General features: G+C 65.6%; 33 protein-coding genes and 2 tRNA genes. 23 read left to right on the forward strand and 12 right to left on the reverse strand.

All coding sequences use genetic code 11. From position 1 onward, the window contains the following. Positions 1–145: 145 nt before the first annotated feature. From rlmB to DIE03_RS24740, 5 genes are all read left to right on the forward strand, one after another. Positions 146–889, forward strand: coding sequence for a 23S rRNA (guanosine(2251)-2'-O)-methyltransferase RlmB (rlmB, locus tag DIE03_RS24720; RefSeq protein WP_124454906.1), 744 nt, complete (start codon positions 146–148; stop codon positions 887–889). A gap of 103 nt (positions 890–992) precedes the next feature. Then, positions 993–1,865 (forward strand): N-acetylmuramoyl-L-alanine amidase, encoded by an 873-nt coding sequence (locus DIE03_RS24725; RefSeq protein WP_124454909.1) that lies wholly within the window; start codon positions 993–995, stop codon positions 1,863–1,865. Positions 1,866–1,956: 91 nt separating this feature from the next. Next, the gene (gene rpiA, locus DIE03_RS24730) at positions 1,957–2,652 is read left to right on the forward strand and encodes a ribose-5-phosphate isomerase RpiA (protein WP_124454911.1); all 696 of its coding nucleotides are present in this window, start codon (positions 1,957–1,959) and stop codon (positions 2,650–2,652) included. Between the two features lie 280 nt (positions 2,653–2,932). Further along, positions 2,933–3,649: a FadR/GntR family transcriptional regulator gene (locus tag DIE03_RS24735; RefSeq protein WP_124454913.1), complete on the forward strand. Its 717-nt coding sequence runs from the start codon at positions 2,933–2,935 to the stop codon at positions 3,647–3,649. A gap of 101 nt (positions 3,650–3,750) precedes the next feature. After that, positions 3,751–4,737 (forward strand): Gfo/Idh/MocA family protein, encoded by a 987-nt coding sequence (locus DIE03_RS24740; RefSeq protein ID WP_124454915.1) that lies wholly within the window; start codon positions 3,751–3,753, stop codon positions 4,735–4,737. 55 nt (positions 4,738–4,792) lie between these two features. On the opposite strand, the gene DIE03_RS24745 is transcribed toward DIE03_RS24740, so the two are convergent. The 7 genes from DIE03_RS24745 to DIE03_RS24775 form a co-directional block, all read right to left on the reverse strand. Beyond that, entirely contained in the window at positions 4,793–5,485 is a 693-nt protein-coding gene (locus DIE03_RS24745) for an amino acid ABC transporter permease (RefSeq protein WP_006484207.1), read from the reverse strand. Positions 5,486–5,607: 122 nt separating this feature from the next. Next, a complete protein-coding gene (locus DIE03_RS24750; protein WP_124454917.1) occupies positions 5,608–6,402 on the reverse strand; it encodes a cystine ABC transporter substrate-binding protein in 795 nt (264 codons plus the stop codon). Between the two features lie 100 nt (positions 6,403–6,502). Then, positions 6,503–7,540 (reverse strand): quinone-dependent dihydroorotate dehydrogenase, encoded by a 1,038-nt coding sequence (locus DIE03_RS24755; protein WP_059234588.1) that lies wholly within the window; start codon positions 7,538–7,540, stop codon positions 6,503–6,505. Between the two features lie 99 nt (positions 7,541–7,639). Then, entirely contained in the window at positions 7,640–8,470 is an 831-nt protein-coding gene (locus tag DIE03_RS24760) for an arginyltransferase (RefSeq protein ID WP_124454919.1), read from the reverse strand. 33 nt (positions 8,471–8,503) lie between these two features. Beyond that, a complete protein-coding gene (gene aat, locus DIE03_RS24765) occupies positions 8,504–9,268 on the reverse strand; it encodes a leucyl/phenylalanyl-tRNA--protein transferase (RefSeq protein WP_124454921.1) in 765 nt (254 codons plus the stop codon). 10 nt (positions 9,269–9,278) lie between these two features. Then, positions 9,279–9,824 carry an NUDIX hydrolase gene (locus tag DIE03_RS24770; protein WP_124454923.1) on the reverse strand — a complete coding sequence of 182 codons (546 nt, stop codon included), beginning with the start codon at positions 9,822–9,824 and terminating at the stop codon, positions 9,279–9,281. 183 nt (positions 9,825–10,007) lie between these two features. After that, positions 10,008–10,084: transfer RNA gene (locus tag DIE03_RS24775), tRNA-Met, on the reverse strand. Between the two features lie 197 nt (positions 10,085–10,281). On the opposite strand from DIE03_RS24775, the gene DIE03_RS24780 reads away from it, so the two are divergent. From DIE03_RS24780 to DIE03_RS24790, 3 genes are read left to right on the forward strand one after another with little or no spacing between them, the layout of a single operon-like run. Further along, complete coding sequence (locus DIE03_RS24780) at positions 10,282–10,779, forward strand: heme-degrading domain-containing protein (RefSeq protein WP_124454925.1); 498 nt, start codon at positions 10,282–10,284, stop codon at positions 10,777–10,779. A gap of 9 nt (positions 10,780–10,788) precedes the next feature. Beyond that, positions 10,789–11,121: a DMT family transporter gene (locus DIE03_RS24785; protein WP_404823581.1), complete on the forward strand. Its 333-nt coding sequence runs from the start codon at positions 10,789–10,791 to the stop codon at positions 11,119–11,121. Positions 11,122–11,152: 31 nt separating this feature from the next. Further along, positions 11,153–12,313 carry an enoyl-CoA hydratase/isomerase family protein gene (locus DIE03_RS24790; protein ID WP_124454927.1) on the forward strand — a complete coding sequence of 387 codons (1,161 nt, stop codon included), beginning with the start codon at positions 11,153–11,155 and terminating at the stop codon, positions 12,311–12,313. 122 nt (positions 12,314–12,435) lie between these two features. Here the strand turns inward: DIE03_RS24790 and DIE03_RS24795 are convergent, their stop codons facing one another. Next, on the reverse strand, positions 12,436–12,864 hold the full coding sequence (locus DIE03_RS24795) for a hypothetical protein (protein WP_124454929.1): 429 nt from the start codon (positions 12,862–12,864) through the stop codon (positions 12,436–12,438). 341 nt (positions 12,865–13,205) lie between these two features. On the opposite strand from DIE03_RS24795, the gene ssuD reads away from it, so the two are divergent. The 9 genes from ssuD to DIE03_RS24840 all read left to right on the forward strand — a co-directional run bounded on the left by ssuD (position 13,206) and on the right by DIE03_RS24840 (position 19,600). Then, positions 13,206–14,363 carry an FMNH2-dependent alkanesulfonate monooxygenase gene (gene ssuD / locus DIE03_RS24800; RefSeq protein WP_124454931.1) on the forward strand — a complete coding sequence of 386 codons (1,158 nt, stop codon included), beginning with the start codon at positions 13,206–13,208 and terminating at the stop codon, positions 14,361–14,363. A 17-nt stretch (positions 14,364–14,380) separates the two neighbouring features. After that, entirely contained in the window at positions 14,381–15,193 is an 813-nt protein-coding gene (gene ssuC / locus DIE03_RS24805) for an aliphatic sulfonate ABC transporter permease SsuC (protein ID WP_124454933.1), read from the forward strand. Beyond that, on the forward strand, positions 15,190–16,149 hold the full coding sequence (locus tag DIE03_RS24810; protein WP_124454935.1) for an ATP-binding cassette domain-containing protein: 960 nt from the start codon (positions 15,190–15,192) through the stop codon (positions 16,147–16,149). The genes ssuC and DIE03_RS24810 overlap by 4 nt, the downstream gene beginning before the upstream one ends. A gap of 57 nt (positions 16,150–16,206) precedes the next feature. Further along, on the forward strand, positions 16,207–16,422 hold the full coding sequence (locus tag DIE03_RS24815; protein ID WP_006476104.1) for a molybdopterin-binding protein: 216 nt from the start codon (positions 16,207–16,209) through the stop codon (positions 16,420–16,422). Positions 16,423–16,566: 144 nt separating this feature from the next. Then, the gene (locus DIE03_RS24820; RefSeq protein WP_059234572.1) at positions 16,567–16,764 is read left to right on the forward strand and encodes a hypothetical protein; all 198 of its coding nucleotides are present in this window, start codon (positions 16,567–16,569) and stop codon (positions 16,762–16,764) included. A 55-nt stretch (positions 16,765–16,819) separates the two neighbouring features. Further along, positions 16,820–17,068 carry a hypothetical protein gene (locus DIE03_RS24825; RefSeq protein WP_124454937.1) on the forward strand — a complete coding sequence of 83 codons (249 nt, stop codon included), beginning with the start codon at positions 16,820–16,822 and terminating at the stop codon, positions 17,066–17,068. A gap of 130 nt (positions 17,069–17,198) precedes the next feature. Then, complete coding sequence (dusA, locus tag DIE03_RS24830) at positions 17,199–18,185, forward strand: tRNA dihydrouridine(20/20a) synthase DusA (protein WP_260434944.1); 987 nt, start codon at positions 17,199–17,201, stop codon at positions 18,183–18,185. A gap of 54 nt (positions 18,186–18,239) precedes the next feature. Then, a tRNA-His gene (locus DIE03_RS24835) sits at positions 18,240–18,315 on the forward strand. Between the two features lie 769 nt (positions 18,316–19,084). Next, positions 19,085–19,600: a GNAT family N-acetyltransferase gene (locus DIE03_RS24840; RefSeq protein WP_124454941.1), complete on the forward strand. Its 516-nt coding sequence runs from the start codon at positions 19,085–19,087 to the stop codon at positions 19,598–19,600. A 45-nt stretch (positions 19,601–19,645) separates the two neighbouring features. Here DIE03_RS24840 and DIE03_RS24845 read toward each other — a convergent pair whose 3' ends face one another. Then, a complete protein-coding gene (locus DIE03_RS24845; protein ID WP_124454943.1) occupies positions 19,646–20,110 on the reverse strand; it encodes a plasmid fertility inhibition factor family protein in 465 nt (154 codons plus the stop codon). A gap of 313 nt (positions 20,111–20,423) precedes the next feature. On the opposite strand from DIE03_RS24845, the gene DIE03_RS24850 reads away from it, so the two are divergent. Then, positions 20,424–20,834 carry a hypothetical protein gene (locus tag DIE03_RS24850; RefSeq protein WP_124454945.1) on the forward strand — a complete coding sequence of 137 codons (411 nt, stop codon included), beginning with the start codon at positions 20,424–20,426 and terminating at the stop codon, positions 20,832–20,834. Between the two features lie 303 nt (positions 20,835–21,137). Here the strand turns inward: DIE03_RS24850 and DIE03_RS24855 are convergent, their stop codons facing one another. Together DIE03_RS24855 and DIE03_RS24860 are read right to left on the reverse strand one after the other, a co-directional pair. Continuing rightward, positions 21,138–21,338, reverse strand: a complete 201-nt coding sequence (locus DIE03_RS24855; RefSeq protein WP_124454946.1) for a hypothetical protein — start codon at positions 21,336–21,338, stop codon at positions 21,138–21,140. Positions 21,339–21,792: 454 nt separating this feature from the next. Continuing rightward, positions 21,793–22,536, reverse strand: coding sequence for a DUF695 domain-containing protein (locus DIE03_RS24860; protein ID WP_124454948.1), 744 nt, complete (start codon positions 22,534–22,536; stop codon positions 21,793–21,795). Positions 22,537–22,718: 182 nt separating this feature from the next. Here DIE03_RS24860 and DIE03_RS24865 point away from each other — a divergent pair, with 182 nt between their 5' ends. The 4 genes from DIE03_RS24865 (at position 22,719) to DIE03_RS24880 (ending at position 24,807) form a co-directional block, all read left to right on the forward strand. Then, positions 22,719–23,027 carry a phosphatidylserine/phosphatidylglycerophosphate/cardiolipin synthase gene (locus tag DIE03_RS24865; RefSeq protein ID WP_124454950.1) on the forward strand — a complete coding sequence of 103 codons (309 nt, stop codon included), beginning with the start codon at positions 22,719–22,721 and terminating at the stop codon, positions 23,025–23,027. A 172-nt stretch (positions 23,028–23,199) separates the two neighbouring features. Then, a complete protein-coding gene (locus tag DIE03_RS24870) occupies positions 23,200–23,607 on the forward strand; it encodes a lysozyme inhibitor LprI family protein (RefSeq protein ID WP_185658216.1) in 408 nt (135 codons plus the stop codon). A 31-nt stretch (positions 23,608–23,638) separates the two neighbouring features. Beyond that, entirely contained in the window at positions 23,639–24,178 is a 540-nt protein-coding gene (locus tag DIE03_RS24875; RefSeq protein WP_124454954.1) for an aspartyl-tRNA synthetase, read from the forward strand. Between the two features lie 155 nt (positions 24,179–24,333). Further along, positions 24,334–24,807 (forward strand): VOC family protein, encoded by a 474-nt coding sequence (locus DIE03_RS24880; RefSeq protein ID WP_124454956.1) that lies wholly within the window; start codon positions 24,334–24,336, stop codon positions 24,805–24,807. A gap of 63 nt (positions 24,808–24,870) precedes the next feature. On the opposite strand, the gene DIE03_RS24885 is transcribed toward DIE03_RS24880, so the two are convergent. Beyond that, positions 24,871–25,842, reverse strand: a complete 972-nt coding sequence (locus DIE03_RS24885; RefSeq protein ID WP_124454958.1) for a diguanylate cyclase — start codon at positions 25,840–25,842, stop codon at positions 24,871–24,873. Positions 25,843–26,105: 263 nt separating this feature from the next. On the opposite strand from DIE03_RS24885, the gene DIE03_RS24890 reads away from it, so the two are divergent. Continuing rightward, complete coding sequence (locus tag DIE03_RS24890) at positions 26,106–26,321, forward strand: hypothetical protein (RefSeq protein ID WP_124454960.1); 216 nt, start codon at positions 26,106–26,108, stop codon at positions 26,319–26,321. Positions 26,322–26,345: the final 24 nt, after the last annotated feature.

Here is a 26,345-nt window from a genome sequence, read left to right on the forward strand (position 1 = left end):
TCGGGGCATGCGCACGCGCATGCCCTGCAGTATCGAGAGACGCCGCGTCACCGGCCATTGGCCGGCAGCGCGGCGCTTTCCTTTTCCATGGATCGTGGCTGCGCGCGTCGCGCGGCCGCACGTTTGATCGAAGGTTGTTCCAGTCATGTCACGTCTGAAGGTTCTTTACGGTTTTCATGCGGTGACCGCACGTTTGCGGCACGATGCATCGACGGTTGCGGAGGTGCTGTACGACCAGACGCGCCGCGACCGCCGCATGCAGGACTTCCTGCACGCCGCGAAGGAAGCGGGCGTGCGGTTGATTGCAGCCGACGAAACGCGCCTGTGGGGCCTGGCGCACACCGAGCGCCACCAGGGCGTCGTCGCGCGTGTCGAGGACATGCCGCTCGCGCAGAACCTGTCGGAGCTGCTCGACGGCATCCAGGGCCCGGCGCTGCTGCTCGTGCTCGACGGCGTCACCGATCCGCACAACCTTGGCGCGTGCCTGCGTGTCGCCGATTCGGCCGGCGCGCATGCGGTGATCGCGCCGCGCGACCGCGCGGTCGGCCTGAACGCGACGGCGGCCAAGGTGGCGAGCGGCGCGGCCGATACGGTGCCGTACATCACGGTGACGAACCTCGCCCGCGCGCTGCGCGAGCTGAAGGAAGCCGGCGTGTGGATCATCGGCACGTCGGACGAGGCGCCGGCGACGCTCTACGAAACCAAGCTCGACGGCCCTGTCGCGCTCGTGATGGGCGCCGAAGGCGAAGGCATGCGCCGGCTCACGCGCGATACCTGCGACGAAGTGATGAGCATCCCGATGGCCGGCAGCGTGGAAAGCCTGAACGTGTCGGTCGCCAGCGGCGTGTGCCTGTACGAGGCCGTGCGCCAGCGGCGCGTGAAGGGCTGACGCCGGCCCGTCCCGCGCAATCCGCGCGGGCCTCGAGTGACCCGAACGACGCGTGCCGTGCCGTGATGCGGTGTGGTGCGCGCCTCTCCGGAACCCGCGACCGATGACCCTGTTCCGTGTTGGCGCCTGCTGCGCCGTGCTGGGCCTGCTGGCGGCCTGCACGTCGCCGTCGCTCGTCGAACGCGACACCTACTACGCCGACACGAGCCTCCATGCACGCGGCGCCGATTCACGGGTCCGCTTTCTCGTGATGCACTACACCGAAAGCGACGAGGCGAAGTCGCTGCGCACGCTGACGGGCGATTCGGTCAGCGTGCATTACGTCATCCCGCCGCAGCCGCGCACCGAACGCGGCATGCCGGTCGTCTACCAGCTCGTTCCGGAAGCGCAGCGCGCATGGCACGCAGGTGTCAGCGAGTGGCAAGGCACGACCGAGCTGAACGCGGTGTCGATCGGCATCGAGAACGTGAACCGCGGCCCGCTCGATCCACAGCATCGCACCTGGCAGCCGTATCCACCCGAACAGGTCGACGCCTTGACGCGCCTGTCGAAGGACATCGTCGCGCGCTATGGAATCCCGCCAACGCGCGTGGTCGGGCACAGCGACATCGCGCCGCAACGCAAGATCGATCCGGGGCCGCTGTTTCCGTGGCATGCGCTGGCGCAGGCCGGTGTCGGTGCGTGGCCGGACGAGGCGACCGTGGCCGCCCGGCTCGGCGGCCGCGATCCACACGCACCCGTCGACGTGCGTGAGCTGCAACTCAAGCTCGCGCGCTACGGCTACGACGTGCCGACCGACGGCATGCTCGATGCACGTACGCGGCGCGTGTTCGCGGCATTCCAGATGCATTTCCGGCCGTCGGACTATGCGGGCAACCCGGACGCCGAAACCGATGCAATCGCGCAGGCGTTGCTCGATAAATACTTCCCCGGCACGCAACCGCTGGACAACGCGCCCGCGGCCGGCGCGCCCTGAATTCGCGGCGCGCCGCGCGCCGAAAATCGCGGGCCGTCATCCGAGTCCGGTAAACTGGCGGTTTTCCGCAATCCCGCAGCATTCCCACTCCATGACTCAAGACGAACTCAAACGCCTCGTCGGCCAGGCCGCCGCCGACTATGTGATCCAGAACGTGCCGGAAGGCGCCGTGATCGGCGTCGGCACCGGCTCGACCGCCAACTGCTTCATCGACGCGCTCGCCGTCGTCAAGTCGCGCTATCGCGGCGCCGTGTCGAGCTCCGTTGCCACGACCGAGCGCCTGAAATCGCATGGCATCAAGGTGTTCGACCTGAACGAGGTCGACTCGCTGCAGGTGTACGTCGACGGCGCCGACGAGATCGACGCGGGCGGCGCGATGATCAAGGGCGGCGGCGGTGCGCTGACGCGCGAGAAGATCGTCGCGTCGGTGGCCGACACGTTCGTCTGCATCGCCGATGGCAGCAAGCGCGTGCCGGTGCTCGGCGAGTTTCCGCTGCCGATCGAGGTCGTGCCGATGGCGCGCACGGCGATCGGCCGGCGCGTGACCGCGCTCGGCGGCGTGCCCGTGCTGCGCGTGACGAAGGACGGTGCGCCATACATTACCGACAACGGCAACGAAATCATCGACGTGAAGGGGCTGCAGATCGCCGATCCGCGCGGCTTCGAAGCGCAGGTGAACGCATGGCCGGGCGTCGTGACGGTCGGCCTGTTCGCCGAGCGCGGTGCGAATCTGTGCTTGCTCGGCACGGAAAACGGCGTTGAAACGATCGTTTATCCGGCTGGCTGAATCTGAATGAGAAGCAGTCCGTAATGGCGTGGTATCGCTCGTCACGGACTGAATGGTTAAATCTTGTGGAAATCCGGACCCGGCAGGCGCGGCGCGCTTTCCGGGTCTTTTTTTTAGACGTATAAATCACCCCGTCAAAAAGAGGGATAACCCTGTCAGGTGTTTACCAGATAGCGAAATATCCTCGAACTCATCAACTTATAGATCATAAGAACAGTGGTAACCAGGGCCGGCGGAACTGCGGAGCAGGTGTTCGCAAATCGACGCACGGGGAGGTGTCATGGAGCAGGGCAAAGACCGGTCACTGGTCGCCAAAGTGATGGATGGGCTTGTCTCGGGTATTGTCGAAGACAAGTACGGCGGCATCCTGCCGCCACAGGACGTGCTGTCGAAAGAGTTCGATGTGAGTCGTACGGTGATGCGGGAAGCATTGTCGATGTTGCTTGCGCGCGACATGCTCGACGTGCGTCCTAAAGTCGGCACGCGTGTGCGGCCGATGCGCGACTGGCGCATGATCGACGAAGACGTCGTGAGCTGGCGATTTCGGGCAAAACCGGATCCGCAGTTCATGCGCGACGTCATCGAATTCCGGATGCTGATCGAGCCGCGTGCGACCGCGCAGGCGGCCGTGCGAGCGACGGCGGCCGACATCGCGGGCATTCGCGAAGCGTTCGATGCGTTCAAGGTGCTGCAGCCGGGCGATTCCGGCTACGACACGGCAGACGAGTTGCTCCATACGCGGATCGTGCAGGCAAGCGGCAACCAGTTCTTCCAGCAGATGGCGGCGATCGTGCGCGGTGCAGTGCGCCTCGTGAATCCGCGTGTCGTGCAGAAGGAGGGGGCGCACGAGATTGCGGTGAAGGCGCATGCGCGCGTCGTCGATGCGATCGAACGGCGCGACCCGCGCGAAGCCGAGGCGGCATCGCTCGCGCTGATCGATTTCAGCGCCGACGAAATCTCGCGCGATTTCTCGGTCGACGTGCCGGTACGCGCCTGACGTTGTACGTGTCGCTCATCCGTGTGCCGCCGGGCCGTTTATCATGACGGCCGGTCGGCAGCGTGCCGGCCATCGTCTTACGACCGACACGGAAGATCAGGATGAACGACAACGACCATCGCCCGGTGCGCTTCGGCATCGTCGGTGCAGGCAGCATTGCGCACCGCTTCGCGCAAAGCCTCGCGCACGTGCCGGGCGCCACGCTCGCCGGTGCCTGGGCCCGCCGCGCCGACGCCACGGCCGCCTTTTGCGGGACGAATGGCGGCACGCCTGCCGCGAGCCTCGACGCGCTCCTCGCGAGCGATATCGACGCGGTCTACATCGCGACGCTCCATGACAGTCATGCACAGTACACGCTGTCCGCACTGGCCGCCGGCAAGGCCGTGCTGTGCGAAAAGCCCGCGACGCTGAACGCGGCGCAACTCGACGCCGTACTGCGGGCGGCGCGCGACGCCGGACGGCTGTTCATGGAAGCGATGAAGCCGCCGTTCTTTCCGCTGTACCGTCAATTGCGTGCGCACCTCCACGACGACCCGATCGGCGAGATCCGGCTCGTGCGTGCGGGATGCGCATCGTCGTCGGTACCGGACGACCATCCCGTCTATCGCCTCGATCGCGCGGGCGGCGCGCTGCTCGACATCGGCATCTACGAGGCGTTTCTCGCGGTCGACTGGCTCGGTGCGGCGCTCGACGTGCAGACGCTCGGCCGCGTCGGCGCAACGGGCGTCGACCTGTTTGCGAGCCTCAACAGCGTGCACGCGAACGGCGGGATCGCGCAGCTCTTTTGCGGGCTCGACGTGATGGGGCGTGGCGACGCATTGATCGCCGCGGCCGGCGGCCACGTGACGATTCACGAGAAGTGGTGGAATCCTGCGCGCGCGACGATTCGCTATGCGGACGGGCGTACCGTCGAACTCGACGCACCGCCCGAAGGCGGCGGGTTGAACTACGAGACCGCGCATTTCTGCGACCTGCTGCGTGCGGGCAAGACGGAAAGCCCGATCATGACGCACGACCATTCGCGGCAGATGATCGCGATGACCGATGCGGCGCGCGCCGCGCTCGGCGTGCGCTATTCGGGCGAGTAGGCGGGAAGGAGGGGGCGCCGGGCGCGCGTGCGCCGCCCGGCGAAATGGCGCGCGGTCAGTGCCGCGACGGCAGCGACAGGCGCTTTTCGTACCAGCGCTGCACCCATTCGAGGATCTGGCACAGGATCCAGTACACGGCCGCGGCGGCGAGGTAGAGCGGCAGCGGCTGATAGGTCGCCGCGATCACTTCCTGCGCGCTGCGCAGCAGTTCGGTCACGGTGATCACGGATACGAGCGACGTGTCCTTGATCAGGCTGATCAGGCTGTTCGACAGGCTCGGCACCGCGATGCGCAGCGCCTGCGGGCCGATCACGTAGCGCAGCGTCTGCCCCCACGACAGCCCGAGGCTGTACGCGGCGAGCCATTGGCCGCGCGCGATCCCGTTGATGGCACCGCGCATGCTTTCGGACATGTAAGCCGCGACGTTCGCGGACAGCGCGATGACGCCGGCCGGCGTCGGGTCGAGCGAGATGCCGAGGCTCGGCAGCCCGTAGTAGATGACGAAGATCTGCACGAGCAGCGGCGTGCCGCGCATCAGGCTCACGTACGCGCGCGCGAGCCACGCGAGCGCGTTGACCCAGATGCGCTCGAAGCCGTCGAGTGCTTCGCTTTGCCGGATGCCCATCATCGCGAGCACGACGGCGCCAAGCAGGCCGAACACCATCGACAGCACGGCGAACTTGACGGTCAGTACGGCACCCTGGGCGAGCACCGGCAGCGATTGGACGAGCAGGGACGTTGTCGACATGGAGTACGAATCGAATGCGTGCGCGAAAGCGCAATCATAAACCGGGCGAATAAAACAAAGGGCGGCATCGTGACGGATGCCGCCCTTTCCGGCCCGCCGTCAGGCGGGAAATGCAGGCGTGCTTACTTGATCGGCTTGGTCACGTCGATACCGAACCACTTGTCCGAGATCTTCGTGAACGTGCCGTCGGCCTCGAGTTGCACCATGGCGTCGTCGATAGCCTTCTGGAACTTCGGGTTGCCCTTCTTGAACGGGATGCCCGACGGGTTCGCCGAGCCGACGTTCGCGCCCGGGCGCAGCGGCAGTTGCGAGTTCTTCGTCAGGTACGCGAGCATCAGGCGGTCGTTCAGTGCTGCGTCGAGACGGCCGGCCGCGAGATCGCGCAGGTACTCGGGGGCGCCCGGGTACGTCTTCACGTCGATGCCGGGCACCGATTTCGCCATGTCCATGTAGTTCGTGCCGAGCGCGACGCCGAGCTTCTTGCCTTTCAGGTCGTCCAGCGACTTGAACTCGCGCGTGTCGTCCTTGCGCTGGATCAGCTGCGCGGACGAGAACGTGTACGCCGGCGAGAAGTCGAGCGTTTCCTTGCGCTTGTCGGTGATGCCGACCTGGTTGGCGATCACGTCGAACTTGCCGGCCTGCAGGCCGGCGATGATGCCGCTCCATTCGGTCGTCACGAATTCGGCCTTCACGCCGAGCTTCGCGGCGACGGCCTTCGCGATGTCGACGTCGAAGCCGACGAGTTCGCCTTGGGGATTCTTCGAGTTGAACGGCGGGAACGTGCCCTCGAGGCCGACGCGCAGCGTGCCGCGCTGCTTGACCTGGTCGAGGAGGTCGGCCGCATGCGCGGTTGCGGCGGTGAACGACGTGCCGATCAGGCCGGCAACCAGCAGCTTCTTCAGCAGCGAAAATTTCATCGTGTGTGTCCTTGCCCTGTCCGGGTCAATGATTCTGATAGTGCGGTTGATGATAGCAAAAATGCTATCGATCATTAAATACAGTTTGTTTATGTCTATATTACGCGGTGCGCTCGCGGGCGATCGCCTTCACGCATTCCGACACGAGCGCCGGGCCGCGGTAGATGAAGCCGGTGTAAAGCTGGACGAGCGCCGCGCCGGCCGCGAGTTTCGCGCGGGCGTCCTCGCCCGAGAAAATGCCGCCGACGCCGATGATCGGCACGTCGTTGCCGACTTCCGCGTGCAGCTTGCGGATCACTTCGTTCGACGCGTCGAACACCGGGCGGCCCGACAGGCCGCCGGCTTCGTCCGCATGCGGCAGGCCCTGGACGGCTGCGCGCGACAGCGTCGTGTTGGTGGCGATGACCGCTTCGATCTTGTGGCGCAGCAGCGTGTCGCCGATTTCCTTGACCTGTTCGTCGTCGAGATCGGGCGCGATCTTCAGCGCGAGCGGCACGAGCTTGCCGTGGAGATCGGCGAGGCGTTGCTGCTTGTCCTTCAGCGCGGCGAGCAGGGCGTCGAGTTCGCCGGCGCCCTGCAGCTGGCGCAGGTTCTTCGTGTTCGGCGACGAGATGTTGATCGTCACGTAGCTCGCGAACGGGTACACGCGCTCGAGGCAGTACAGGTAATCCTCGGCGGCGCGCTCGATCGGCGTGTCGGCGTTCTTGCCGATGTTCAGGCCGAGGATGCCGCGATAGCGGGCGGCCTGGACGTTCTTCACGAACTGGTCGACGCCGTGGTTGTTGAAACCCATCCGGTTGATCAGCGCTTCGGCCTGCGGCAGGCGGAACATCCGCGGGCGCGGGTTGCCGGGCTGCGCGCGCGGCGTGACCGTGCCGACCTCGATGAAGCCGAAGCCGAGCGCCGCGAGGCCGTCGATGGCCGCGCCGTCCTTGTCGAGGCCGGCCGCGAGGCCGACCGGGTTGCGGAACGTGAGCCCCATCACGGTGCGCGGTGCGTCGGGCACGCGCGCCGACAGCGCGCAGGCGAGGCCCGTGCGGCCGGCCGCGCCGAGCGCGCGCAGCGTGAGGTGGTGAGCGTCTTCCGCATCCATTTTGAACAGGGATGCGCGGGCCAGCGGGTAGAGGGAACTGAACACGGGAATTGGGCGGACGGCCGGAATGAATGACAACCCGCTATTTTACCGGGAGTTGCGCGGCAGGGGCGCGCTTCGCTTCGTAGCCCCCTGCGGCGTGCGTCAACCCGAGCCGGAATGCCCGCCCGGCAACGGCGCGCGGGCCAGCGCCGCGTCGACGGGCGGCAGGTCGATCCGCTCCGGGTCGAGTGTCTTCCAGCGGCCGTCGATCAGCCCCTCGAGCGGGTGGAAGTTCGCCTTGTACGCCATCTTCGGGCTCTCGCGGATCCAGTAGCCGAGGTACACGTACGGCAGGCCGAGGCTCTTCGCCTGCTCGATCTGCCACAGGATGTTGTAGGTGCCGTAGCTCGTGTGCCGGTCGTCGGGCTCGAAGAACGTGTAGACCGACGACAGCCCGTCGCCGAGGATGTCGATCATGCTGACCATGCGCAGCTTGCCGGGCTCGCCGCCCGGCGCGTCGAGGTCGCGGAATTCGACGAGGCGCGAGTTGATCCGGCTCTGCAGCAGGAACTGCTCGTACTGGTCGCGGCTGTCGCGATCCATGCCGCCGCCCGCGTGGCGCGCCGACTGGTAGCGCATGTAGAGCGCGTAGTGCTCTTCGTCGTAGTGCAGCGGCGAAACCGTCGCGATCAGCGCGCGGTGGCGCTTCCACATCCTGCGCTGCGTGCGCGACGGCGCGAACGCGCCCACGGGGACGCGCACCGGTACGCATGCGCGGCAGCCGTCGCAGTACGGGCGGTACGTGAACACGCCCGAGCGGCGGAAGCCGGCCTTCACGAGTTCGGTGTAGATGTCGGAGTTGATCAGGTGGCTCGGCGTCGCGACTTGCGAGCGCGCGATGCGGTCGTCCAGATAGCTGCACGGATAGGGCGCCGTTGCATAGAATTGCAGCGCCGAAAGCGGTGAAAGCGGCAGCTCAGTCGGGTGAGTCATGGGCAGCTCTCGATGCAGGGAAGGAGTGCCGCGCTAGCGCTCGCTCCCGGAGGGCGCCGCCGATTCGGCGGGGCCCGTCAGCGCGGCGAGCACGCGCTTGTCGAACTGCCAAGGAATCGGCGGTTCGGCTACCGCGCTGCGCACGTGAGCGACAAAGGCCTTGCGTGCGATCTCGCGGCCGCCGAGCGACGCTAGATGCGACGTATTCTGCTGGCAGTCTATCATCTCCAGCCCGTGCTCGCGAAGGTGCGCGACGAGCGTGGCCAGCGCGATCTTCGACGCATCGGTCACGTCCGCATACATCGACTCGCCGAAAAACATCCGCCCGAACGACACGCCGTACAGGCCGCCGACACGGCGCCCGTCGTGCCACGTCTCGATGCTGTGCGCGTTGCCGGAGCGGTAGAGCGACGTATAGGCGTCGATGATCTCGGCCGTGATCCATGTGCCGCGCTGCCCGCGGCGCGGCGCCTGCGCGCACGCGCGCATCACGCCCGGAAAGTCGTGGTCGACGCGTACTTCCCATTCGGGCTCGCGCAGCACGCGCTTAAGCGTCTTGCGCAGAGAAGGCGATACCTTGAATTCGGCCGGCACGAGGATCATGCGCGGGTCGGGGCTCCACCACAGCACGGGCTGGCCGTCCGAGTACCACGGGAAAATGCCGCGCAGGTACGCGTCGATGAGGCGCGACGGCAGCAGGTCGGTGCTCGCGGCGAGCAGCCCGGGCGCGCCGGTCGCGGGACCGAGCGCGCGCTCGATGGGCGGAAACGGATCGTCCGGGCCGAGCCAGGGGACCATGGAGTGCGGCTCAGCCGTTGCGCAGCGAGCGGAAGATATCGCCGGTGTGCACGCCGTAATCGCCGGCGGCGCGATCGGCGAAGAAGAATCGCAGGGTCTGGCTGACGGTCGGGAACGCGATCTCGTCCCACGGGATGTCGGCCTCGTCGAACAGCTTCACTTCGAGGCTTTCCTCGCCCGCTTCGAAGCCGGGATCGGTGAGCCGCGCGAGGTAGAACAGATGGACCTGGTGCACGTGCGGCACATTGAGCAGCGTGAACAGGTTCTGCACCTCGACGCGCGCGCCGGCTTCCTCGAGCGTTTCGCGTGCGGCGGCTTCCGCCGTCGTCTCCCCCATTTCCATGAAGCCCGCCGGCAGCGTCCAGAAGCCGTAGCGCGGTTCGATCGCGCGGCGGCACAGCAGGATCTGATCGCCCCAGACCGGGACCGTGCCGACGACGTTGCGCGGATTCTGGTAGTGGATCGTGCCGCAGTGATCGCAGATGAAGCGCTCGCGGTTGTCGCCGGGAGGAATGCGCGCGATGACTTCGTGGCCGCAGACGGAGCAGAATTTCATGTCGAGTGGAAGGGACGAGGTGATGCGAGTGTATCACCGGGGCGCGGCATTCTCGAACGCCCGCGCAGGCGGGCGGCAGGTCGTGCGACGCGGAGGCGCGTGCGCGAGGAGGGCGCTGTTCCGGGCGCGGAAAAACAAAAAGCCCGGCGCTGGGCCGGGCTTTTTGCGTAATGCTGGACGGGTTGGTTGCGGGGGTAGGATTTGAACCTACGACCTTCGGGTTATGAGCCCGACGAGCTGCCAGACTGCTCCACCCCGCGTCCGTCGAAGAAATGAATTATATGGGTTATCCCGAATGCGTGCAAGCGCTTTCTGACAATTTCTTGTCGTTGCTTGTGGGGCCGGTACCGTGGGTACGTGCGCTAGAATCGGGCGGTTTGTTTCGTCTCCTATTCAGCGGGGCCGTGCGCGATTGCGCCGGCCCCGGTGCAACGCTCATTACTGCATCGACGGATTCATGGACATCGCTCACGATCTGCAATCGATCGGCGCGCAGGAACAGGCGCTCGTGTTTCCCCATTTCGACCCGGCCCGCGCGTGGGCGCTCGGCAACCGGATGCATGCGCTCGCGGCGTCGCGTGGCCATGCGGTCGCGCTCGACATCGTCACGTTCGGCCAGCCGCTGTTCTATGCGGCGCTCGCCGGCGCGACGCCCGACAATGCCGACTGGGTGCGCCGCAAGCGCAACGTCGTCGCGCATTTCCGCCGCAGTTCGTACGCGATTGGCCTGCGCATGCAGCAGGCCGGCGCCACGCTCGCGGACAAGCACGGGCTGCCGATCGCCGAATATGCGCCGCATGGCGGCTCGTTTCCGCTGACTGTCGCGGGCGCCGGCGTGATCGGCTCGATCACCGCGTCGGGGCTGCCGCAGCGCGCGGATCACGAGTTCGTCGTCGAGGCGCTGTGCGCGGAGCTCGGCCACGACTACGCCGTGCTGGCCCTCGCAAGGAGCTGAGCGATGCAGCTGCCCGGTTACGCATGGCTCGCGATCGCGATCGTCGCGGAAGTGGTCGGCACGTCTGCGCTGCGCGCGGCGGACGGCTTCACGCGTTTCTGGCCGTCGACGCTCGTCGTCGCCGGCTACGGCATCGCGTTCTACTGCCTGTCGCTCACGTTGCGCACGATGCCCGTCGGCATCATCTATGCAGTCTGGTCGGGCGCCGGCATCGTGCTGATCACGCTCGTCGCGATGCTGCTCTATCGTCAGGTGCCGGACCTGCCGGCGGTGATCGGCCTCGGGCTGATCATCTCGGGCGTCGTGGTGCTGAACCTGTTCTCGAAGATGCAGGCGCACTGAGCGTGCGACTGCTGTTTGCCGGATGACTTTCATGACCGATTCCACTTCCGCTGCTGCTTCCGCTTCCGCCGAATCCACCCGGCCCGATGTCCATGCGTATGTCGCGAACCGCATCGGCTTTCTCGAACTGAACCGTCCGAAGGCGCTGAATGCGCTGTCGGTCGGCATGATCCGGCTGATGCAGCAGGCGCTCGACGCGTGGCGTGACGATCCCGAGGTCGTCGCCGTCGTCGTGCACAGCCCGCACCCGCGTGCGTTCTGCGCGGGTGGCGACGTGCGTTTCTTCCACGACGCGTGGCAGCGCGGCGACCGCGATGCGGTCGACACGTTCTTCATCGAGGAATACACGCTGAATCATGCGATCTTCACTTATCCGAAGCCGTACATCGCGCTGATGCACGGCGTCGTGATGGGCGGCGGCATGGGCATTTCGCAGGCGGCGCGGCATACGGGCGGCCTGCGCGTCGTGACCGACTCGACGAAGATGGCGATGCCCGAAACGCGCATCGGCCTGTTTCCGGACGTCGGGATGAGCTGGTTTCTCGCGCGCACGCCCGGCGCGATCGGCCGCTATCTCGCCGTGACCGGTGCGCCGCTCGGCGCGGCCGATGCGCTGTATGCGCAGCTCGCCGACGTTTATCTGCCCGATGCCGCGCTGCCGGCACTGCTCGATACGCTGCGCAGCGCGCCGATCGAAAGCGGCGCGCAGGCGGTCGCGTGCGTTGCCGATGCGGCGGCCGCGCACAAGGTCGTGCCGACGCCCGACACGTCGACGCTGGCCGATGCGCGCGCCGGTATCGACCGGCATTTCGCGCAGCCGGACATCAGCGCGATCCTCGCGTCGCTCGACGCCGAGCAGGATTGCGCGGCCGTCGACGGATGGGTCGAAAAGGCGACTCATGCGATGCGCGAGCAGCTGTCCCCGCTGTCGATGGCCGTGTCGCTCGAAGTCGTCGAACGTGCGCATGGCGCGACAATGGCCGATTGTCTGCGACGCGATCTCGATCTCACGCGCTCGACGTTCGCGCGCGGCGACGTGATCGAAGGCGTGCGCGCGTTGATCGTCGACAAGGATCACCAGCCGGACTGGCGCTTCAAGTCGGCCGCCGATGTCGGTCGCGCCGATGTGCTCGCGATGTTCGACAGCCCGTGGACGCCCGACGCGCATCCGCTGCGGAATCTGAAGGACTGACGTCGCGCGGGCCGGTAGGCACGCGAGACGGAAGCGAAAAGGCCGCCTGCATTTGCAGGCGGCCTTTTTTGCGGATGTCGACCGGTCGGCGGGCGAAGGGCGCCGCGCCCCGGGGGCGAGCGTCAATCGTCGCCCGCGTCGTCCGACATGAATGCGCGCATGAACACGAGCGCGCCGAAGCCCCAGACCGCGTTCGCCGCGAAGCCGGCCGCGAGCACGGGCATCATGTTGCCCGACGGCCAGATACCGCGCAGCGGATCGATCGCGAACACGCGGGCGGCCGTCAGCACGATGCCGCCGAATACGAGCGCGCCGATCCACGATGCCTCGCGTTCCGGCGATACGCGCAGCAGCCACGCCATCGGAACCGCACAGCATGCGCTGATCAGCGCATTCGCGACAAATTCAGGAATGCCGAGCGGCGCGAACGGCTGTGTCGAGAAGCCGGTTGCGGCGATCAGGTCGGCCGTGTGGAGAAGAGCGAGCGTGGCCTCGCGGAAGAACAGGGCGGCAAGGAAGCCGGACAGGAACGGCAGGATGACTTTCTGCATCGATGAGTGCACCGCAGGCGCGCACGGCCGGGGCTGTACGCGCGGAGTTATTCGGATAGGTGCGTCATTATAGGGCCCGCATGCGGCGATATTCGCTCCAGCGTCGTGCTAATCACGAAAGCGGAAAACCTAAGCTCAAAAAAATCGTTCCAAAGCCCCGCACCGATCCCTAGACTGATTTCCCAGAAACAGCCGTGCAATCGCGTCCTCGTCCGCTGCACGGCCTGACCGGCGAGCCATCCCGAATCGAACGCACACCATGCATGCGTCGCGCATCCGCGACGCGAGCAGGGCGAAGTCTTTTCCAAATTTCGGCAGTGACAGTCAAGCAGGAGCAGCAGATGAATGTGTTCTGGTTTATCCCCACGCATGGCGACAGCCGCTATCTCGGCACGGCCGAAGGTGCGCGCGCCGCGGATTACGATTACTTCAAGCAGGTCGCCGTGGCGGCCGACACGCTCGGCTACGAAGGCGTGCTGCTGCCGACCGGCCGCTCCTGCGAGGATGCGTGGGTCGTCGCGTCGAGCCTCATCCCGGCGACGCAGCGCCTGAAATTCCTGGTCGCCGTGCGTCCCGGCATCGCGTCGCCGGGCCTGGCGGCACGGATGGCCGCGACGTTCGACCGCCTGTCGGGCGGCCGCCTGCTGATCAACGTCGTCACGGGCGGCGATGCGGCCGAGCTCGAAGGCGATGGCCTCTTTGCCGATCACGATACGCGCTACGAGATCACCGACGAATTCCTGAACATCTGGCGCGGGCTGCTGACCGCGTCGCACGACAACGGCGGCTTCGACTACGTCGGCAAGCACCTGCAGTCGAAAGGCGGCAAGGCGCTTTATCCGCCCGTGCAGCGCCCGCATCCGCCGCTGTGGTTCGGCGGTTCGTCGCCGGCTGCTCACGCGATTGCCGCCGATCACATCGATACCTACCTGACCTGGGGCGAGCCGCCCGAGGCCGTCGCGAAGAAGATCGCCGACATCCGGGCCCGTGCCGAAGCACGCGGCCGCAAGATCAAGTTCGGCATCCGCCTGCACGTGATCGTGCGCGAGACCGAGGATGAAGCATGGCGTGACGCCGAGCGCCTGATCAGCCGTCTCGACGACGACACGATCGCGCGCGCGCAACAGGCGTTCGCGAACATGGATTCGGAAGGCCAGCGCCGGATGGCCGCGCTGCATGGCGGCAAGCGCGGCGGCCGCGACGCGCTCGAGGTGTATCCGAACCTGTGGGCCGGCGTCGGCCTCGTGCGCGGCGGCGCGGGCACGGCGCTCGTCGGCAATCCCGAGCAGGTCGCGGAACGCATGCGCGAATACGCGGATCTCGGTATCGAGACGTTCATCCTGTCCGGCTATCCGCACCTCGAGGAGTCGTATCGCTTCGCCGAGCTCGTGTTCCCGCTGATCAAGGGCAAGGGCGCAGAGAAGGCGACCGGCCCGCTGTCGGGGCCGTTCGGCGAGATCGTCGGCAACAACTATCTGCCGAAGGCGAGCCAGAGCTGAGCGAGAGGAGGCCTGCGATGACAACGAAAACGTCGACGACGGGCGCCGTCGTGGCCGCCCGCGCGTGGCGCAGCGTCGCGCCGTGGCTCGTGCCGCTCGCGCTGCTGGTGGCGTGGGAGGTCGGTGCGCGCACCGGCTGGCTGTCGACCCGCGTGCTGCCCGAGCCAGTGGCGGTCGTCCGCGCGGCCTGGTCGCTCGTGACGTCGGGTGAAATGTGGGCGAACGTGAAGGTCAGCACGTGGCGTGCGCTGTTCGGCTTCGCGATCGGCGGTGGCGTCGGCCTCGCGCTGGGGCTCGCGACCGGTCTGTCGAAGGCCGCCGAAGTGGCGCTCGATTCGACGATCCAGATGATCCGCAACATCCCGGCACTCGCGATGATTCCGCTCGTGATCCTGTGGTTCGGCATCGACGAGAAGGCGAAGCTGTTCCTCGTCGCGCTCGGTGTGTTCTTCCCGGTCTACATCAACACGTATCACGGGATCCGTTCGGTCGACGCGAACCTGATCGAGATGGCGAAGAGCTATGGCGTGCGCGGTTTCGCGCTGTACCGCGACGTGATCCTGCCCGGTGCGCTGCCGTCGATCCTCGTCGGCGTGCGTTTCGCGCTGGGGCTGATGTGGGTGATGCTGATCGTCGCGGAAACGATTTCCGCGCAGTCGGGCATCGGCTACATGACGATGAACGCACGAGAATTCCTGCAAACCGACGTGGTGGTGGTCGGCATCCTGCTGTACGCGGTGCTCGGCAAGCTGGCCGATGTGCTGGCGAAATGGCTCGAGCGCGTGACGCTGCGCTGGCACCCCGCTTATCAATCAGGAGCAAAGGCATGAATGCGACGACTTCGGCGGCCGCCTACGGCCCGCTCGCCGGCGCAGACCTCGAGGTCGAACTGGCGCAGGCACGTGTCGCGGACGACGACGCGCGCAACGCGGCGATTCTCGATCGTGACGGCGGCGCATCGGTCGTGCCGCTCGCGCGGCGGCGCGCGGGCAGCCCGGCACCCGACGACGCGGTGACGCTGTCCGGCGTCAGCAAGCGTTTCGGCGCACGCACGGTGCTCGACGACGTCGAGCTCGGCATCGCACGCGGCAGCTTCGTCGCGATCGTCGGCCGCAGCGGCTGCGGGAAATCGACGCTGTTGCGCCTCGTCGCGGGACTCGAGCAGCCCAGCAGCGGCGCGCTCGTGACGCGCGGCGAGGGCGGCGGCGTGCTCGATACGCGGATCATGTACCAGGATGCGCGCCTGTTGCCGTGGAAGACCGTGCTGCAGAACGTGATGCTGGGGCTCGGGCGCGGTGCGCGCGACCGGGCGCGCGCGGTGCTCGATGAAGTCGGCCTGCTGGAACGGGCCGACGACTGGCCCGCGCAACTGTCGGGCGGTCAGCGGCAGCGCGTTGCGCTGGCCCGTGCGCTCGTGCACCGGCCGCAGCTGCTGTTGCTCGACGAACCGCTCGGCGCGCTCGACGCGCTGACCCGCATCGAGATGCATGCGCTGATCGAGCGGTTGTGGCGCGAGCATCGGTTTACCGCGTTGCTCGTCACGCACGATGTGCAGGAGGCCGTCGCGCTCGGCGACCGCATCCTGCTGATCGAGCAGGGGCGCGTGGCGCTCGACCAGCCCGTGCCGCTCGACCGGCCGCGTGCCCGTGCGTCGGCCGCGTTTGCGGCGCTGGAAGATCGCGTGCTGAAACGCGTGCTCGCCGGTGGGCCCGGCGCGGCCGATCAGCACGCGGAACATGAGGCAGAAAACGTTCGACCGGTCGGGCAGATCCGCTGGGCCGTTTAATTCCGGGCGGCTCCGGCCGCCCGTTCTGAGACTTTTTTCTTCGGAGCGATCATCCCGATGAGCATCACTGCAATCAACGTACGTAATCAGTTCAAGGGCAAGGTGAAGGAGATCATTCGCGGCTCCGTGGTCTCCGAAGTCGACGTCGAGACGCCGTTCGGCATCGTCACGTCGGTGATCACGACCCGTTCGGTCGACGAACTCGAACTGAAGGTCGGCGCGGAAGTCGTCGCGCTCGTGAAGTCCACTGAAGTATCGATCGCGCGTCTCTGAACGCGCGTGTGTCCTGCGCCGGCGGTGCCGGCGGGCAACGTGCCCGTCGGCGCCGCGTCGGCATTTCCGCAGCGCGTTTGCCTCGGTATTCGACGTCCGGATGAAGTGCTAGGATGGAAAGAAACCGATGCCGGAGGCCAACGCATGACCCCCATCCTTTCCCCTGAAGCCATCGAGGCGCTGAAATGGATCGACCAGTTTGGCGAAAGCCGGCCGGTTCCCGCCGCGTTCGACGACGTCGTCTATGCGTTGCTGAACGAGGGGCTGATCTATCAGGCAACGGCTGACCGGGTCGACCTGACGGCCGACGGCAAATCCTTTTTGTCCAACGAATACGATTGAGCGCCCGGCGCTGGCCGCGGGAGCGGCCTGGCGCCGCGTCGCCACGGAGCGTGCGATGGAACCGAGAGGCAGCGACCTCGGCGATTTCAGCGAGCCGTACCGCGGCTTCGAGATCGAGGTGAAGACCGAGCAGGTATGGGACGGCGAGCACGCGCACTACCGCGTGCTGCAAGGCGATGCCGTGCGGATCGACTGGCGGCTCGTCAAGGTCGACGGGGTGCTGCTGACCGAGCGACGCGTGATCGAGCGCGTGTTCGACGAGGCGCGCCGGGCCGTCGATGCGGAGCTGGGCGAGGGCGGCTAGCGCGGGTGCCGGGCAGGTACGGCCCGTGTTGCGGTAAAATGCACGGTTGTTCCCGTGCCGCCTGGCCTGTTGCCCGAATTCCATGTCCGTTTCGTCCTCGCTTCCTCCCCGCCGCGTTTCCGTCGCGCCTATGCTCGACTGGACCGACCGTCATTGCCGGTCGTTCCACCGTACGCTGACGCGCAACACGTGGCTGTATACGGAGATGATCACGACGGGCGCGCTGCTGTTCGGCGATGCCCAGCGGCATCTCGCGTTCACGCCGAGCGAATCGCCGATCGCGCTGCAGCTGGGCGGCAGCGAGCGTGACGACCTCGCGCGCGCCGCGAAGCTCGGCGAGCAGTGGGGCTACGACGAAATCAACCTGAATTGCGGATGTCCGTCCGAGCGCGTGCAGCGAGGCGCGTTCGGCGCGTGCCTGATGAACGAGCCGCAGCTCGTCGCCGACGGCGTGAAGGCGATGCGCGATGCGGTGTCGGTGCCGGTCACGGTCAAGCACCGGATCGGTGTCGATGCGGTCGAGGACTACGCGTTCGTGCGCGACTTCGTCGGCACGGTGGCCGAGGCTGGTTGCGAAACGTTCGTCGTGCATGCACGCAACGCGATCCTGAAGGGGTTGTCGCCGAAGGAGAATCGCGAGATCCCGCCGCTCAAGTACGACTATGCGTATCAGCTGAAGCGCGATTTCCCGTCGCTGGAGATCGTCATCAACGGCGGCATCACGACGCTCGATGAAGTTGCGCAGCATCTGGAGCATGTCGACGGCGTGATGCTGGGCCGCGAGGCGTATCACAACCCGTTTGTGCTGGCCGAAGTCGATGCGCGCTTCTACGGGGCGACCGCAGCGGTACCGACGCGCGAAGAAGCCGAAGCGCAGTTGATCGAATATTGCGCGGCCGAACTGAAGCGCGGCACCTATCTCGGTGCGATCGTGCGGCACGCGCTTGGGTTGTACCGCGGCATGCCGGGCGCGCGTGGCTGGCGTCGTGTGCTGTCCGACAACAAGAAGCTCGCACGCGGCGATCTGGCCGTGTTCGACGAGGCGCGCGCGCATCTGAACGAAGCCGAAGAAATTTTTGAAAAAAAGGCTTTGCAAGATTCAAAAGTCTTCGTATAATCTTGTTCTTCGCTGCTGAAACAAAACGGCGAAACGAAGTAAGCAGTATCAGTGGTGGCTGTAGCTCAGTTGGTAGAGTCCAGGATTGTGATTCCTGTCGTCGTGGGTTCGAGTCCCATCAGCCACCCCAACAAATTCAAGCAAAAAGCCCGGTTCATTGAACCGGGCTTTTTGCTTTCCGGCGTCGGTGTCAGGCAGTGCAGCCTGCAATCGACAACACCTGGATTGCGAACGGTTCGGGTCTGTAAAGAAGGAGCCGAATCGACCAGGCGATATGATTTCGACATTGCGTGTGACACCTCGGGCGATGCGAAGTGCGCACGCGTCAAGATTGAGCGCGCACTTCGTGTTCGGCTACTAACCGATAGCACCGTCGCTGTTGAATTTGCGATGTTGCCGGCGCAAATCGCGAATGCCTTGGAAGGCCCGGGTTCGAATCACTTCACGTTTCCCGGTCGTTGCGCTGACAACGTCCACACCTGTTCGCCTGCATTGCTTCCTTTCCCGCCTAAGGTTCGCGCGCGCCGTGCCGTTATCTTTCCTGGACAGCCCTCGTGCCTCGAATGCTGATCCGTTTCCTTGCCTGCTCGCGTTTCGCTCGAGCAGGCTTTTTTCGTTTACGGCGCGCCGTTGCCGGATGGGTTGGCGGAATGGAACAGTGACTTGGCGTGACCCGACAAAGCGCAACAGTCTTACATTGGTGTAATGTATCGACTTCCTCGTGCGCGCATGCTTTTCAGGGCCGTTCGATCCCGACGACCCATGAAGGCGCCGGGATTTTTTTGCATGCGCGCTGAGTCTCCGCGACACGCCATCGAGAAATGCATTCTGCAAAGCACGGTATATTTTGCGACGAGACATACCGATCGAGAGAACACGCTGCAAGGAGCCGCCACCCCATGCCGGACACCCGGACCACGCTGCGCGCCGCGACGGCGCACGACGCGCCCCTCATCGCTCGCCTGCATACGCTTAGCCGGCAGACCGCATACAGCCATATCCTTCCGGCCGCCTATCTGTCCGATGAGGCGCCGACGGAGCACGCGGTTCGGTGGCGCAAGTATCTCGATCGCAACGAAGGCGAGTGGGGCCTGGTGCTGATCGCCGAGTCGGACGGCGAGCCCGTGGGCTTCGTCAGTGCGGAACGTCCTGCCGATCCGGCACTCGGCGTGTTGCTCGATTGCCTGCATGTCCATCCTTCGCATCACGGCGGCGGGACGGGCAAGCGCATGATCGAAGCCGTTCGCGCCTGGGCGCGATCGATCGGCGTGTGCAAGGTCCACCTGCAGGTGCTGGACGACAACGTGCGTGCAATCGGCTTCTACGAGCACAACGGCTGGCAATTGGCCGGTATCGAAACGAGCCGCATCGGCCAGACGGAGGTCACCGATCGGATCTACGTGATACAGGCCTGAAGGCTTGCCGGCATCCGCTGGGCGAAAGCCGGACGCGCTTCGCCGTTACTCGCCGCAATACCGAACGAGCAAATCGGCTTCGGTCTCGTGGATCTCGACGGGCAGCGCCGTTGCGCCTGCATAGGCAAGATAGCGCGCGCGATGCTGGCCGTTGCGAAACGACGCGACGCCAATTTTCGACAGGCCGGGAATGCCGAGCAGCGTTCGCGTCCTGGTCTCGCGAAACGTGATGAACGGCATGTCGGGAATCCTGTGCTGGTCCGGGGCGAGGAATTCGCGAATTCCCGCGGCTTTCCCCGGCGCCCAGTACTGAACTGACGGCAGCACATAGTCCGTGGTGTCGCGGTCAGCGCAGGCCAGCAATTTCTTGAGGTCGATCGTCACGACCCGGTGTCGCGAGTCGTCGGACGAGAACACCCGCTTGAGTTGCGTATAGGCATACGGGGCATGCCCGGGGAGCTGGACAATCCAGACATCTACGCCGCTCTGTTGTGCGTGGGCGAGTGCCATTATTTCCTCTTCTGGCGCAATCGATCTCTTTGGTTTGAGTTTAACAGCGCGATCACGGCCGCGGAGCAGGCCGATGCCCGGAATGGAAAAACGGAGCGACTCGCCGCGCAGCCGGAAGCGCAGAACAAACAGGTGGCAAATTAGAGGCGGTCATGCGTCGGCGATCGATATCGACAGGTTGCGAGAATATCGTGATACTGCCAGCCGAAACGACACGCTGTGCAACAGTCATGCAAGATTCACGCAGCGACACGAAACGCGGCACGAGCGGATCATCACGAGAGCGGAGAGGGTGGAGTGTCGGGAGCGAACCATGTCGTCGAAACTTGAGATCGAGTATCTCGATTACTGTTTCACCGCGACGCTCGAAATCAGGGCGTCCGGCCGGACTGCCGTCGTCGACTGGCAACTCGAGTCCGATACGCGAAGCAAGACACTCGCGTGGATCGTGTTCGATCGCTTTCTCGCGCGGAATGACTTCGCCGATGAAGAAGAGGCGCGTGCCAATATCGTCGACTGGCTGGAGCGGCTTGCCGATCCGAGGTCCGGCGCATCTGCCGAGATCGCGAGGGCGGGTGCGGTAGCTCCCAGGGCGGACGCTTCCGGGGCGGTGGCGACAGACGCATCGGCTGCCGAAATCGTCGGCGAAACCGTCATTGAAATCGTCAGCGACATGGACTGGATCGATATGATTGCCGACTGGTTTTCCAGCGGCTCGCCTTGATGACCAAACCGGATTAACGCGATTTCGGATGATTCCGGCTATTGTGCGCTCGCGAAATGCCGCTTCACAAAACCAGGCACGAGAAAATGCAGCCGGAATTACGTCACTTAAAAAATAGAATAAACCTGCTTTGACAATACGCGTGACTTAACGGAAACTGCGTCGATTCCGAGAGAGGCCGCTTGAACCAGAAAAATAGAACTCCAGACATGAAAGGAAAAACGCCGCTGACGGCTGGCGCAATCAAAATCGCTGTCGTCGTGGCAGACCGTACTGTCATGCCGATCGATGACGGCAGAAATATCACACCATCTTCGATATGCCCGAGTGTCGCGGCGCGGTATGGGCGTCGTCCTGCCGGCGATCGATCGCGGTGTTGTGATACGGGTTCGTCACGCTGGGTGGAAAGATCGCGGGCACATTCCATTCGCACTTTACTGCACCGCCATGACCGATTGCCGACCGCGTAATGGCGATCGGGGCGACGATACCGATGCCCGTCATCGTCGCGGTGCTCGATCGACCGTGGATCTTGTGTCCGGCCCGTGAGGCTATCGGCCGTCGACGCATTGTCACCAAAGGGTGAGTTGCCGCACAGACCGTCGTGTGACCCGCGATCACAATTTGGCCGGTTGACCGTTCTTCCCCGGCCCGGTCAACCATTTCCCCGCTCGCTCGCGCAGGAGCGGGGGCTTTTTGCCCACCCGACGCCGGAAGGCTGCGTCGGCGGAACCGGACAGGCGTTCGGCAGGCTGCTCGATGGCACCCACGGCGTGCCTCGGCAACCGTTCACCTGATCCGCACGCATCGCTTTCCTCGTGCCTGAGCGAACCCTCAGGCCCATCGCCGGTTTCGGCCGGCGATGCCTTGATCCCGGCGGCGCGTCACAACGCTGCCGGGATGTTTTTTGCGCCGGACGCATCGCGTCAACTCGTGCGCAGCGGCCATGCCGATCGACTTAGCCAGCCTGTTCGACGCTGGTTTCCCATCCGTCGTATTCCCCGCCGAGCGAACGCACCTCGCGATTGATCGCGATCGTATGGCGCGTGATGTCGGCCAGCGCCATCGTGCCTTCGTGCGAAAACCGTACGGCCGACTTGCCGTCTTCGGTCGGCGCGACGGATTCGACCGGATAGCCTTTTGCTTCGGCCCAGTCCGCGAACTGGTGCGCGTCGCTCGGGTCGGGGAAGTACGCCCAGTGCATCACGCGCCGGCTCACGCCGCTGGCGTCGCCTTTCTCCCGCAGTGCATCCAGTACGCGCATGTCGCGCATCATCTGCCAGTCGTCGTCGGTCGGGTAAAGGGTCTGCCAGTACGCTTCCTTGTCCGGATCGTCCTGGTGCGCGTACTGAAGCGCATAGGTCGTCTGTTCGTCCAGAGCGTCGACGATCTCGGCCGCAGCCGCTTCATCGAACGGCACATAGAACAGGAAATCGCGGTTGCCGTCGACGGTAATGCGGCCGACCTGCACGCCGCCTTGTGCGGTGATCGCCGCGTCCAGCAGGTCCTCGACCTTCGCGAGATCGGCGAATTCGTCGCCGGCCGGCAGGCCTTCGGGCGTCGGGTGCGCGAACGGAACGCGCACGGTGAGCAGCGACGTGCGCGGATCGCCTTCGGCCATTTCCGCGAAGCTGTGGTTGAAGCTGATGAATGCCTGATGGTCGCCCATTCTGGCAGGGAAGGTTCCCCAGGCGTCGGTCATGTGTTTCTCCCGTACACGATCGTCTGTTGACGGTTGCAAAGCGTCCCAATGTATCATCGAAAATCGCGTTGGCAGGGGAAGCGCGCATGACGGCGGCCACGCGGGGCGCAAGCGAGATCCGCGCGCGCTCGTGACTCGCCGCAGGTGTGCGACGGGCCGCAAGAAAATCGAAGGAGAATCCGATGTCGATGTTTGCGGTGAATGGTGTTCGAATCGACCCGCGCAGTGCGCGCGTGACGCACGTGCGCTGGGCGGCCGTGAATCCGGCCGACCGGTCCTGGGCCGCAACGCCGAGCGAGGCGCCGGTGGCCGACGTGGCGCGCGCGCTTGCGTCCGGCAGCGATGTGCGCGCGGTCTTCTCGGCGGCGGACGCTACCGCGATCGGGCCCAGGCTGAAACGCGTGCTGTATCGCGACGCGTCGGAAGGCATCGAACTCGACATCGATGCAACGAGCGAGTCGCGCACGTTGCGCGATCTTCCGCAGATCTGACCGGAACGGCCCGCGCCGACACGCGCGCGAGTCTGCATCGACTACTGCGCCTGGCCGAACGGTCGACTCGCGCAACGCCGATCGCGACGCGTTGTCGCGTATCGTCACAGTTTCGACGGCATCGCTTGCCGTCCGCCGGGTGAACGCGAACCGATCAGAGCTGGATGATTCGATGAACAGGTTGTTGTCAAACAAGTGGCTGGCGAGCGTGATGCTCGCAGCGATTCCCGTTTTGGCGTTTGCACTCGATTGTGACGCGCCGTCAGGCGGCGTCGGTCTCGAGGCCGCGCGCGCGAGTCTCACGTGCGCTGAACGCGATGCGGCCAGGAACGACAAGGCGCTGAACGAAGCGTATGGGCGCCTGAATGCCTCGCTCGGCAGCCGGCCTGACGAGCGAGATGCGTTGCGCACGGCGCAGCGCGCATGGATCGCGTTTCGTGACGCCGAATGCGACCTGCGCGCGATCGATGCCGGCGGTGCGCCGCAATGGGTGCCCGTCAACCGCATACAGTGCGTGTCGGAGCTGACGGCCGAACGGGCCGCGCAACTGCGCAGTTATCGAGACGGGCATGCCGACTGATGCCGGTGGCCATTGCCGAGGCGATCGAACGATGAGCGACGAACACGCAGCAAGCGATTCCGGCTTGCATGTCGATCCTGCCGGCGGAACGGTCCTCGGCCCGTTGCCGGTGACGCTGGCGGTCGACGGCCGGAGCCTAAAAAGAAGGGCGATGGTGTGTGCGGTGCTGGCCGCGGCGAGCCTGTGCGGTTATGCGGCCGATCCGACGCTTTGGCCCGTGGCGGCGCTGGCCGCGCTGCTGGCGCTGGCCAGTGGGGCCTTCTTCGCCTCGTCGCGGCGCAAGCTGGCGTTGCATATCGACGAGACAGGTTTCAAGCTGATCGGGGCCGTGCGCGAAAAGCCCGTCACGCCATGGCGCGACGTCACCGAATTCCGGATCATCAGCGTGGCCGGAAATCGCTACATCGGCTACCAGTTCTCGCCGCATTCGTCGCGCACCAAGGTGCCGGGCGGCGTGATGCTGCCGATCGCGCGGTTTGTCGATCTTCCACTCGACGCGGTGGCCGGATTGCTGGAGGCATGCCGTCGCCAGTTCGGTGTGCCGGATGATCGGGCCGACCGAATGGAGTGACGGCAACCGATTCAGGCGCCCGCCGACCGGCGCCTAAAAAAAAGTCGGGCGTCGTGTCGAATTTCGCTGCGGTCGTCCGTCGTAGCATCGGAGGCGTGCGCATCGCGCGTCCGTCCCGATTTTCGATACGACAACCGACTGAAGGAGCGACACCCATGTCCACGTCCGTCAAACCGATCCCGGAAGGGATGCGCACGCTGACGCCGCACCTGATCTGCGCCGGCGCGACAGCCGCCATCGACTTCTACAAGCGCGCATTCAATGCAATCGAACAGTTTCGCCTGGCAATGCCTGATGGCCGGCTCGCGCACGCGTGCCCCTTGATCGGCGATTCGACGCTGATGCTGGTGGATGAAATGCCCGAACACGGCGCGCTCGGGCCGAAGGCGCTGAAAGGCACGTCGGTCTGCCTGCATCTGTACGTACCAGACACCGATGCGGCGATCGCGAAGGCTGTCGCGGCCGGCGCGACGGTCACGATGCCGGCCGCCGACATGTTCTGGGGCGATCGCTATGGCCAGGTCGAGGATCCGTTCGGCCATCGCTGGTCGCTCGCGACACATCAGCGCGACCTGACGCCCGAGCAGATCGCGGAGGCCATGGCCAGCGCGCCGCCGTGCGGGAACTGATGCAGCGGCGCCACCGCCGTTGAAAAAGGCGGCGCCAAGTGCCAAAGGCCGGTTCGCGCGTCGCTATGTGCCGGCCGTCTTGCCGCGCTGCTTGTCCTCGTACATCAGGTGATCGGCGGAGGCGAGCAGGTCGGCCACGGCCGGATGGCGGGCGGGATCGTATGCGACGTGGCCGACGCTGAACCGGATTGCATAGCCGCGCGCATCGGCCGCGTTGCGTACCGCGAGTGCCTGTGTCACGCGTTCGACCGGCTCGGCGACGTCGGCCGGATCGGTGGCGCTCAGCAGCACGACGAACTCGTCGCCGCCGAGCCGGGCGATCACGTCGCTGTCGCGCAGCGCGCCCGTCAACGTCTCGGCGAATGTCTTGAGCGCACGATCGCCTTCGGCATGGCCGAAGCGATCGTTGATCGCCTTGAAATCGTTCAGGTCGAAGAACAGCAGCACCGCGTGACGGTCGAGGCGATCGCACAGGCTCAGCACGTGACGGGCGAGGATCTCGAAGCCGCGCCGGTTCGTCAGTTGCGTGAGTTCGTCGGTGGTCGCGAAATGCAGTGCGGCGATCTCGCGTTCGGTCATGTGCGCGAGATCGCCGAGCAGCGCGAGTTCTTCGGGTTCGAGCGAACGCGGCCGCGTGTCGATCAGGCACAGTGTGCCGATGGGGGCGCCGTTCGGCGCCGCGAGCGGCCGGCCGGCGTAGAAGCGGATGCCCGGCGTGCCGGTGACGAGCGGGTTGTCGTGGAAGCGGTTGTCGTTCAGTGCGTCCTGGATGACCATCGTATTGCCCGTGAGCAGCGCGTGCGCGCAGAACGATACGTCGCGCGATGTCTGCGTGGCGTCGAGGCCCGCGTGGCTCTTGAACCACTGGCGATCCTCGTCGACGAGACTGACGAGTGCGATCGGTACGTCGAACAGCCGGCGCGCGAGACGCGTCAGGCGGTCGAATCGCTCTTCGGGCGGCGTGTCGAGGATCGAGAGCGAATGAAGCGTGTCGAGTCGGGCCGCCTCGTCGGCCGGTTTCGGTGCGATTTGCATGGGCTTCGTCTCTTGTCCGGGCTGAAACGCCGGTCACGGGATCATATGTCGGACAGTATCGCGCATTATTCGGCGCATCGCCAAGTTGCCAGTCCGGCGACGGGCATTTCGGCGTCGCCCCGATCGATGAAGATGCGGTGAGAAGCAGGTGTCATGAACCTGCGTTGCATCACGATGCGGAATCGGATGCGTGACGTCTCAAGGTGCGCGGCGCAATGCCGTAAATAGGGCGAGTCCAATCGTTCATCGCATCCCACCGCACCATGGTTCGAATTCTGTACGCGGGCTATCTCGCGTTTGCGCTGTATCTTCTGTACCCGATGGTTCAGAACACACTGGCATTCAGCACCGATTGCGTGCGCAATGCACTGCCCGGTTTGTCGACGTCTTCGGCAAGCGGCGTGGACGGGCACGCGAACCGCTGTGCGCCGACCACGCAGGCCGGCACCGCGACCGGGCGAACGACCGAAATCCATTGAGTGCGATGGCCGTTACGTGTCCCG

This window comes from Burkholderia sp. Bp8992, from assembly GCF_003853705.1.
In the GTDB taxonomy this organism is placed as follows: Bacteria; Pseudomonadota; Gammaproteobacteria; order Burkholderiales; family Burkholderiaceae; genus Burkholderia.